This is a genomic window from Pontibacter sp. HJ8 (genome assembly GCF_054824225.1).
Genome location: NZ_JSYF01000159.1, coordinates 1 through 10,145 on the forward strand (window position 1 = coordinate 1; position 10,145 = coordinate 10,145).

9 protein-coding genes are annotated in these 10,145 nt (G+C 51.4%); 4 read left to right on the top strand and 5 right to left on the bottom strand.

Translation table 11 applies throughout. From position 1 onward, the window contains the following. The first annotated feature begins 26 nt into the window (after positions 1–26). The gene (locus OB13_RS08180) at positions 27–893 is read left to right on the top strand and encodes an SDR family oxidoreductase (RefSeq protein WP_461489670.1); all 867 of its coding nucleotides are present in this window, start codon (positions 27–29) and stop codon (positions 891–893) included. A 76-nt stretch (positions 894–969) separates the two neighbouring features. Here OB13_RS08180 and OB13_RS08185 read toward each other — a convergent pair whose 3' ends face one another. Beyond that, on the bottom strand, positions 970–2,499 hold the full coding sequence (locus OB13_RS08185; protein WP_461489671.1) for a hypothetical protein: 1,530 nt from the start codon (positions 2,497–2,499) through the stop codon (positions 970–972). Positions 2,500–2,539: 40 nt separating this feature from the next. Between OB13_RS08185 and OB13_RS08190 the strand changes: the two genes are divergently transcribed. Together OB13_RS08190 and OB13_RS08195 are read left to right on the top strand one after the other, a co-directional pair. After that, entirely contained in the window at positions 2,540–2,905 is a 366-nt protein-coding gene (locus OB13_RS08190) for a hypothetical protein (RefSeq protein ID WP_461489672.1), read from the top strand. A 522-nt stretch (positions 2,906–3,427) separates the two neighbouring features. Then, positions 3,428–3,619 carry a cold-shock protein gene (locus OB13_RS08195; protein WP_026236186.1) on the top strand — a complete coding sequence of 64 codons (192 nt, stop codon included), beginning with the start codon at positions 3,428–3,430 and terminating at the stop codon, positions 3,617–3,619. A 73-nt stretch (positions 3,620–3,692) separates the two neighbouring features. Here OB13_RS08195 and OB13_RS08200 read toward each other — a convergent pair whose 3' ends face one another. The 3 genes from OB13_RS08200 to ricT all read right to left on the bottom strand — a co-directional run bounded on the left by OB13_RS08200 (position 3,693) and on the right by ricT (position 6,818). Continuing rightward, positions 3,693–4,784 (bottom strand): endonuclease/exonuclease/phosphatase family protein, encoded by a 1,092-nt coding sequence (locus OB13_RS08200; RefSeq protein WP_461489673.1) that lies wholly within the window; start codon positions 4,782–4,784, stop codon positions 3,693–3,695. Between the two features lie 206 nt (positions 4,785–4,990). Continuing rightward, on the bottom strand, positions 4,991–5,467 hold the full coding sequence (locus OB13_RS08205; RefSeq protein WP_461489674.1) for a gliding motility lipoprotein GldH: 477 nt from the start codon (positions 5,465–5,467) through the stop codon (positions 4,991–4,993). Then, positions 5,460–6,818: a regulatory iron-sulfur-containing complex subunit RicT gene (ricT, locus tag OB13_RS08210; protein WP_461489675.1), complete on the bottom strand. Its 1,359-nt coding sequence runs from the start codon at positions 6,816–6,818 to the stop codon at positions 5,460–5,462. The genes OB13_RS08205 and ricT overlap by 8 nt, the downstream gene beginning before the upstream one ends. A gap of 340 nt (positions 6,819–7,158) precedes the next feature. On the opposite strand from ricT, the gene OB13_RS08215 reads away from it, so the two are divergent. After that, the gene (locus OB13_RS08215; RefSeq protein ID WP_461489676.1) at positions 7,159–8,571 is read left to right on the top strand and encodes an oligosaccharide flippase family protein; all 1,413 of its coding nucleotides are present in this window, start codon (positions 7,159–7,161) and stop codon (positions 8,569–8,571) included. Between the two features lie 81 nt (positions 8,572–8,652). Here the strand turns inward: OB13_RS08215 and OB13_RS08220 are convergent, their stop codons facing one another. Continuing rightward, positions 8,653–9,816, bottom strand: a complete 1,164-nt coding sequence (locus OB13_RS08220; protein ID WP_461489677.1) for a zinc-dependent alcohol dehydrogenase — start codon at positions 9,814–9,816, stop codon at positions 8,653–8,655. Between the last annotated feature and the right edge of the window lie 329 nt (positions 9,817–10,145).

Here is a 10,145-nt window from a genome sequence, read left to right on the forward strand (position 1 = left end):
CTACACAACCTCTAAGGAAAAAAACTATGCAAGAAACCATACTGGTCACCGGTGCTACGGGCACTGTGGGCCGTGAGATCATCAAGCAACTCGCCATGCAGGATGTGAAAGTGCGGGCAGGCGTGCACTCTGTCATCAAAGGGGAAAACCTTAAGCGACTGCCCGGGGTGGACATCGTAGAGATAGAATTCGATAAGCCGGAATCGCTGCATGCCGCTTTCACACACATTGACTGCCTGATGCTGGTTACCCCTTTTACTGAAGACCAGGTAGAGATGGCTAAAAACCTGATCGATGAAGCGAAGAAAAAGGAAGTAAAGCACCTGGTAAGATTGTCAGCACTGGGCGCCGGAGCCGAGCCGGGCATACTGTTAGGACGATGGCATCGCGAAATCGAAACCTACATTGAAGAAAGCGGGATTCCCTATACCTTCCTGCGGCCCGCCGGATTTATGCAGAACCTGGAGAACTACCATGCCGCTACCATCAAGCACGAAGGCAAATTCTACCTGCCTGCCGGAGAAGGCAAAGTAAACTACATAGATACCCGCGATATTGCAGCCGTGGCAGTAGAAGTGCTGACCTCCGAAGGGCATAAGGGTAAGATCTATGAACTGACAGGGCCGCAGGCATTGTCCCACAGCGAGATGGCTGCTATCCTGAGTGAGAAGACCGGGCATGCGGTTACCTTTGTGGATGTGCCGGCAGATGCTGCCCGGGAAGCGATGCTGGCGCAACATATTCCGGAGCGCCTGGTAGATGCCATGCTGGAATTATACGAGGTATACCGATCCGGCCATTCCAGTGAAGTAAACGATATGGTAGAAACGATCACCGGCAGGCCACCGCATACCTTCAGGCAATTTGCCAGCGACTATAAGGAATGTTTCTGATAAGATAAGATAAACCTATAAAAAGAAAGCCTCCCCGGATTCCGGGGAGGCTTTCTTTTTATAGAAATTAATTTACTTAGTCTATGTTGCGGTAACGATCACTGCGTCTGCTTTCAAAGCGGCTGCTGTCATCGTCCTGGCCACCCTGGCCCCGCTGTTGGGATGATCCCTGGCCACCCATTCCACTACGATAATTCTCGCGTGAAGAAGAGCCCTGGTTGTCGCTGTAGTAAGAAGTGCTACTGTCCATGGAACCGTAACGACTCTGATCGCCGCCGCGGCCACCCTGGCCATAGCCACCTTCTCTGTAGCCACTCTGGCCATAACCACCGCTGCTCATATCACTTCTGCCGGAGGAGCCATAGCCACCCTGGCTGGAGCCGTATCCGCTTTGTGAAGAAGAGCCGCCGTAACCACTTTGACCAGAACCGTAGCCGCCTTGTGAAGAGCCGCCTCTGGAGCCCATGCCGCCTCTTTCACTGTTCGAAGAGCGGTATTCATCGTTGTAAGAGCCGCCTCTGGAGCCATAACCGCCTTGTGAGCCGTAGCCACCCTGCATGGAGCGCTGAGAGTCATAGCCTCTGGATGAACCGTAATCATCTCTGTCATACTCGCTCATGCCTCTTGACGAGCCATGGCCCATAGAACCATAACGGTCACTGTCGCCGTAGCCGCCCTGCATACCTGATCTGGATGAACCAGAACCTGTCATGCCGGAGCCATAGCCCCCTTGTGAAGAGCCATACCCGCTTTGAGAGCCGAAGCCACCTTGCGATGAGCCATAGCTGCTTCCGCCCTGGCTGCCTCTGCCGGAGGAGGAACCGTAGCCACCCTGTGAACCGTAGCTTCCGCCTTGTCCACCGCGCTGGCCATAGTCACCCTGACCGTAGCTTTGCTGGTAGCCCTGCTGGCCACCCATACCCTGGCTGGAGCCGTATCCGCCCTGTGAAGAAGAGCCGCCGTAGCCGCTCTGTCCGGAGCCGTAGCCGCCTTGTGAAGAGCTGCCTCTGGAGCTCATGCCGCTGCTTCTGTAGCCGCCACCTTGCTCGTAGCCGCCTCTGCCGCTGTCGTAGCTACCATAGCCACCCTGTCCTGATGAGCTACCCTGCATGCCGAAGCCGCCCTGGGAGCCTCCGTAACTCTGACCGCCGATGTTATCTCCTTCACGGTCCTGCATACCGCCCTGCATGCCTCCTCTGGAAGCACCATAGTCCTGATCCTGGTAGCGGGTGCGGTTGCCTTCCATACCTCCCTGGTTGCCATAGTTATAGCCGCCTTGTGAGCCCCAGTCAGATTGAGAACCGGAACTACCTTGTGAAGAGCCACCGTAGCCGCCCTGGCTGCTCATGGAGCCATAGCCACCCTGAGAGGAACCTGAGCTACCCTGACTGCCATACCCGGTGCTGTCACCATAGCCGCGCTGCATGCCACCCCCTTGTGAGGAAGACCCGTAGTCGCCCTGGTAACCATAGCCGCTCTGGCCGCCATAGTTGCTGTTCTGCGAACCGTACCCATAGCCCCCTTGTGAGCCGTAGCCACTCTGGCCACCCTGCTGTGAGCCGCTCAGGCTACCGTAGTTCTGGTCGCTGTCTTGTGAGCTGCTCATAGAACCGTAGTTGCCGGAGTCCTGGCTTTGGCTGCCTTTCTTGCTGCTGCTTTTGCTGCTGCTTTTGGAAGAGGAAGGACTACCCGAAGTAGACGATGATTTCGAAGATTTAGTATCAGACGTTTTGCCGGAACTGGATGTACCTGACTTCGCCTTGGTAGAAGAAGATTTGGAATCGGAGGCAGAAGTTTTGCTGCCGCTTCTGGATGAGGTAGATGAGCCGGAATCAGTAGATGCTGAAGTGCCCATGCTGCCTGTGCTTCCCAGATTGGATGAACCCATACCGGAGCCGCTCTGGCTCGACTGGCTCGAAGTACCGGATGATGAGCCCATGCCTGAACCCATACCTGAACTGTTTTGGCTCGAAGTACCGGATGATGAGCCACCCGACATATTGCCGGATTGATTGGAGGACTGATTTTTTTCGTTGTCTTTCATAGTTCTGATCTCCTCAGTTTATAGTTTGTAATAATGGAATGGTAATGCACTTTGTCAGGTTGCTGCTTTTGCCTCATTCCTGCACTTAGCAGAGCAACTGAAATTTAATTTTCGTCAGCTTTAGTATTTAGTAAATTATACTTGTTTTTTAGTGTAACTGAACGTTTTAACTATACGAACCTTGTGGGAGAGGGTTATTGAGAGGTAAAAGTAGTGCCACCAAAATCAGGCACTTTTCATCATGGCAAGGGCTTCAAAATCGACTCTGATTTTCAGGTATGGGAGTGGCTCCGGCAGATGTATTCGGGAGTAGTTTCAGCACGCCGATGGAGGGACGTAGCGTACTCAAAAACACCGGTAAAAGGGGCTCGGTTTTGTCGAAGAAAAGCAGGATATAGTGCTTTAGCGGGCCTTCTGTATTATTTTTTTGGTTATGATAAATTATCCGAAGGAATTATTACCTTTGCTTCATTATTATAAATTCATTATCATGAAAACAGGGAAAGTAAAATTCTACAACGTATCTAAAGGCTTCGGGTTTATTGTTGCTGACGATACAAACCAGGACATCTTTGTTCACCAAACAGGCCTTATTCACGAGATCCGTGAGAATGACCGCGTTTCTTTCGAATTGAAAGAAGGCAAAAAAGGATTGAATGCAATTAACGTAGAGAAAATCTAAGTTAATAAGAGATATAGCCCTTCAGGCAGGGCATTCATCTATTTTGACCCGCTCAGTTTACTGAGCGGGTTTTTTATTTTGCTTTCAGATTCTTTTCTCCGTTTCGTTCTTCCCCTTTCTCCAGGCCTTCCTGTATCAGTTCATTGGCTTCCTGATGATCTTCTATATCCGCTTTCGGCTGGTGTTGTTCCTGCTGGTGCTGGGGCTCATAATTCAACGTGATGACAATAGGGAAATGGTCTGAACCAAATTTGCCCAAACGCTTCATACTGATCAGCCGGAAGGAAGGCTCATAGAACACATGGTCCAGGGGGTAGCGGAACAGGGGAATATGTGCGTTATACGTGTTGTAGAATCCTCTTCCGACCCGGGGGTCTATCATGCCACTGATTTGCTTGAAAAGCTTGGTCGTGCTCGACCAGGCCACATCGTTGAGATCACCGGCCACGATAGAAGGGCGGCGGGATTCTTTGACATGCTTTGCTGCAATCAGCAGTTCCGCCTCGCGGGTCTCTGTGTTCTGAAGCAGGCGTGGTGGCTGCGGGTGTACTGTGTAGAGATCAAACTGCAGCCCGGAAGGAAGCTCCACGATCGTATAAAAAGAAGGTATGTCGTCCTCTACCATGAACCGGATCTCGCTGTTGAGTAATCTGAACTTGCTGAACAGGAGCATGCCATACGTGTTTTCCAACGGTTTTTTGATGGCATACGGGTAGCGTTTGTCCAGCTCAGTGCGGAGGTGTGCATGCCATTCCTCGTTGGGTTCATTTATGAGGAGCAGATCAGGATCCTGCTGAACCACCCGCTCCAGAAATTTATCATACTTTTTGTTGGTCATGCGCACATTGGATACCATCAGGCTGAAGGAATTGGCAGGTTGCTTTTCCTCGGTCCGCAAGGCCTCCAGGGGAGCCAGCGGAGTGAAAAAATAGACGTAACGGATTTCATTCAGAATGCCCAGTACCCAGAGTACAATCATCGCCACTTCGGACGTTTCGGAAGTGCCATACAGGACAAGGTAGGCGATGAGCGTACCGGTAAGCAAAATGGCGACGTGTAGCCTGGGGAAATCGAGCACCCGGATCCACCAGAGTGGAGATTTTATAAGCGGAAGAAAAGAAAACAGCGTCAGGACCAATCCTATGATCTGGAGGGTGAGCTTCATATAGCCAGTGGTGTAAAGTAGTATGGAAATGGAAGATAAACAGCATACTTCACCTCCGCTTTTTTTGTTGTAAAGGAGGTGCTGTTTCTGAATTAGCTCTTGTACGTATCCGGCAGCAATAGCGGTGAAACCGTTCGGCTTAAGTATAAAAAAAGGGACAGGCTACTTTACGAGCCTGTCCCTTTTCAGGAAAAAGTATGGTGCAGTTATTCTGTTTTTTCTTCTACCCGGATACCGACTGCCTGTATGTTCGGGAGCGGATCGCGGCGCATGTATTGCGTGAGCCGGAGGCTATAGGTACCCGCCCGCGGGAAAACCACATCTTTCAGTGCCAGCGCCTGGAGGTCATAGGTGTCGCTTGACCCTTTACCCGAAGGCTTACCGGTTTTGGCATCCATCAGGTGCAACTCATGCAGCTTCGAAGATAGCTCCGTGCTGTCAGGACCTATGAGCTGGTGGCGCAGGTATAGGTTGTAATAGTCGTAGGAGAGCGAGTAACGCACATTGAAATACACGTTGTAGCGTTTGGTGGTATCCTCGATCGCAAACTCAAAAACAGGCGCATTGTCTACTGTCCAATTGCTGTCCGGTAGTTCCACATTCTGTTCATATACGCGCCCGGGATCGCAGGCACTCAGCATCAGGAAGAGGGCTGCACTCAGGTAAACAATTACTCTAGGCATCGGTACGCGGCGGTTTAGGCTGATCTGGTTTAGGACCTCTGAAAGGCTTGCGCGACCTTTGCTTTTTAGGCTGTTGCGATGCATTGTCCGGCTGGCCAGCTGGCTTCGACTCTCCTCGCGGTGGCCGGTTGGCGTCCCCTTCTCTGGCTGGTCTTCCTTCGCGGTTTTCACGACCTTCTTTGTTGCCTCTGTTCTTGAACGGGCGCTGATGCTTTGGCTTCTGGCCCTGCTCAGCAGGTCTGGCTTCAGACGACGTAGCCGCTTTCGGAACAGCAGGTTTTGCATCACGTGCAGGCAGGACAGGCTGTCTGTTTTCGGTGCCTTCTGCGCCTGGTTTCTTTTTCTTTTTTTTCTTCTTTTTGCTCTTGAACTTGTCGTCGAGGCGCTCCAAGTTTCCTTCTACCTGTGCTACAAATTCATTTTGCTTTTGCTCCACGACCGTTTCCTCTACCAATGTTTCGGGCACGATGCCTTTGCTGTTCAGGCTCAGGATTTCCTGCACACGCTCCACCGGTACCGGGTACCAGTTGTTGTCTCCTTTGTAGCCAAACCACATCATCTTTTTGAAGATGTCGGTCTTTTGCAGCAGGGCATCGCCCATCTTCGTCTGCAACGGACGGGACACAGTAGGTATATCCTTGAGCGCCTCCATGTAGGTTTCCAGCTCATAGTTGAGGCAGCACTTGAGGCGCCCGCACTGGCCCGACAACTTGCTGGGGTTGAGCGACAGGTTCTGATAACGAGCCGCCGTCGTGGACACACTCTTGAAATCGGTCAGCCAGGTAGAGCAGCACAGTTCACGGCCGCAGGAGCCGATGCCCCCAAGGCGGCCGGCCTCATGGCGCAGGCTGATCTGGCGCATTTCGATACGCACCTTAAACTCCTCGGCCAGTTTCTTAATGAGGTCACGAAAATCTACGCGGTCATCGGCTGAGTAGTAGAATGTTGCCTTGGAGCGGTCGGCCTGGTACTCTACGTCTGAGAGTTTCATCCGGAGCCCGGTCTGCTGTATGATCTCGCGTGAGCGGTACATGGTGGCAGCTTCCTGCTCCTGCACTTCGCGCAGTTTCTCCAGGTCACGCTCATTGGCAATGCGGTAGATGGTGCGAATTTCTTCGTTGTTGTCTACCTTCTTTTTGAGCATCTGCAGGCGCACGAGTTCCCCTTTCAGCGACACCGTGCCGATGTGATGCCCGTTTGGTACGTCCACTACCACAGGATCCCCCGTGGTCAGGTCGACTCTGTTTATGTTGCGGAAGAAATCTTTGCGTCCTCCCTTGAATCTTACTTCTACAATGTCAAACTCCTCAAACGCGGTTGGAATTTCCATATCGCTGAGCCAGTCGAACACATTTAAACGGTTGCAGCCTCCGGTGCTACAGCCGCCGTTGCTTTTGCAACCACCAGGTTTTTCGCTGGTGCCGCATCCGCCACTAGAACATGAACCACATCCCACAGTATTATATCTCCTTATATAGCTATAAAGCTTCTTGTTTTCTGAATCACTTAATCAACAAATATACTAATTTTTTGGGCTTTTGCTTCAGCCGGGGCAAATGTGCCCGTGGGCAATAACAGCAAAGCCCATAAATTAGTGCTTTTACGGGAAGTAATACATCTCCGACTGACGCTATTTCTGAAAAGCTGCCAGGCAGGTAGGGGGGTAAAGGGATTATCTCTATTTTTAGGGGATGCTTCGGAAACTTCTGTCACATGCGGCTATTTATGGATTGGCTGCTCAGCTGCCGCGTCTGGCAGGAGTGTTGGCACTGCCGCTTATAACGCAGTACCTGACACCAGCGGACTACGGGGTAGCCGGGATCGTGACGGCCTATTTCTATGCTTTCACCTTGCTGCAGTCTCTGGGGCTTTCGGTCGTATTGGCGAACACGTTTGTCCGGTATCCGCAACGCTACCGGTGGATATGGCGACAGCTATACGGTTTCCTGACCATCTGGTCCTGGCTGTATGGCCTGCTGGTCTTCGGTGTAGTATATTTTGTGGTGCCACCTGAGGCCGCCCAAGACAGGTTGATGATAGCTGCCCTGAACGTCCTGCCTGTGATGTTCTTTATGAGCACGGATCTGATAGCAGGCATGTATTTTCAGTTGTCACAGCGCCTGACGCCACTTGCCATACGATCCTTCTTATTAGGGAGTATCAACGTGGCGCTCAGCATTTATTTGATTGCCTACCTGCGCATGGGCTATATGGGCTGGTTTTATGCTGCCTTCCTTTCTTCGGTCATCAGTTCCTTCTATTTTTTGTATCTGCTTGGGAAAGAAAAGTTAAGGCCCATCTACAACTTTAAGTGGCAACGCATTGTGCAGTCGCTGCGTGTGTCCCTGCCTGTTGTGCCGCATCACCTTTCTTTCTTTTTGCTGGATACGTCCGACAGACTGGTTTTAGATCTGGTAGGAGTGCCTGTTAAGCGGGTAGGCCTGTACAATGTCGCCTCCAATTTCGGCATTTACTTTATGGCGGCCAGCGGAGCTATCGTGCAGGCTGCTACGCCGTTTTACATGAACCTGTACGCACAGGAGAAGAGCCGGCTGGCAGCGCTTCAGGTCCGGCGGCTGACTTTCGCGCTGCAGTTGTTGTTTTTCGCAGCTACATTTTTGGGAAGTCTCTGGATGAAGGAGATTTTTGAAATTCTGATCCGGAATGCAGAGTTGCAGCAGGCTTATCCGCTGGCCATTATCATTTTGATGGGGTATAATTTCAGGCCCATGTATATGGCTGCCACGAACCTGCTTTCCTTTCATGAGCATACAGGCAAACTGTGGCGAATATCGGCCATTGCGGGTATAGGAAATCTTATCTTAAACTTTATTCTGGTGCCCCTTTATGGTTTCGAGATGGCAGCGTATACCACCTTCGCTGCCTTGCTGTATATGGGCTATGCCGGTTATTTCCTGAAGGAGTATAAGCAGGCCGCTTCGGTGAAGTACTATCCGATGCTTTGGCTGCTGGCGACGCTGGTCTTATCGGGGCTGGTGTATGGTATGAGTGGAATGGGGGTGGAAGGCAAACTGCTGGCTACCCTGGTTGCAGGAGCCATAGGTATAGCGACGATGGTAAGGTATAGAAAGCTCCTGAATTAATACCTCTCAAAAGGCTCATGTTATAAACGAGTAAAGGGAGCTGATCAGCTCTCTTTACTCGTTTATAAAGTAAGGTATAACCTAGGGCTTCAGCACCACTTTCAAACAGTTGTCTTCTTTGTTGTTGAAGATATCATACATCCTGGAGGCTTCGCTCAACGGGACCGTGTGTGTGATAATGTCCTCGAGCACGACCTTGCCTTCCTGAACCAGGGAGATGAGGTGATCGATGTAGTTATGTACCCAGGCTTGCCCTCCTCGCAGGATCAGGCCTTTGTCAAACCACTTGTAGAGCGGAAAGTTGTTGTAAGGCGAACCATACACACCCAGTACCGAAACGACCCCGCCCCGGCGCACGGCATCCATGCATTTTTCCAGGGCCTTCATAGAGCCTTTCTCCATTTGTACCACGTTCAGGGCTTTTTCCAGTACGGTACGATCCGCTTCCATACCTACGGCGTCTATGCATACATCGGCGCCATAGCCTCCTGTCATGTCCCGGATCACTTCAACGGCGTCAACGTCCGCTGCGTTGATGGTCTCGGCATTGGCCGATTTGCGGGCTATTGCAAGGCGGTAAGGCTGTATGTCCACACCGATGACACGCTTGGCGCCTCGTATCCAGGCAGATTTCATCGCCATGATCCCCACCGGGCCACATCCCCAAACAACTACGGTTTCGCCGCCTTTTACATCTGCCCAGTCTACCCCGGCCCAACCGGTAGGAAAGATGTCGGTTAGGAAAAGGACCTGCTCATCTGTCAGGTTATCCGGCACTTTACGTGGACCGTAGTCTGCATACGGCACCCGCACATATTCGGCCTGGCCGCCATTGTAGCCCCCGTAGATATCGGTATATCCGAAAATACCGGCACCGGCTCCTTTTGCCATCACGATCTCCCCTTCAGGTCCGTAGTGTTCCGGATTGGAGTTTTCGCAATGCGTAGGCAGATTCATGTTGCAGAAATGGCAGGTGCCGCAGGAAATAGGAAAAGGCACCACCACCCGGTCTCCCACTTTCAGGTTCTGAATGCCGGGGCCTACTTCTTCTACTATGCCCATAAACTCGTGGCCCATCACCATACTTCTCGCCTGTGGAACCATACCGTTGTAGATATGCAGGTCTGAGCCACAGATGGCCGTAGAGGTAACCCGCAGGATACAGTCACGGGCATCCTCGATCTTGGGATCCTCCACCGTCTCGACCTGGATATCTTTCATTTTGTGGAATACTGCTGCTTTCATAGTTTTATATTTAGTTTGATTGGCACGTACCGGGATGGCTGACCGCCATGCAAAGTATTTGTTTTAACGGCGTTAAGAATAAGTGGGTTATTCTAAGAAAGGAACACATCCGCTGTTATCAGGCCACGTATAGTTTTGTAAGATAAAACGCCAGCAGCCAGTGCCATGGATTCCCGCTATACCTTTACTTTCCTGCATGAACAGGCTATACCTGAGTTGTATAATTCTTTCATGGAAGCTTTTTCGGATTACTTTGTGCCGTTGCAGTTGAGCAGGGAGCAATTTGATGTCAAGCTGAAAAGGGAAGGGGTGGAGCTGACCTTTTGCGC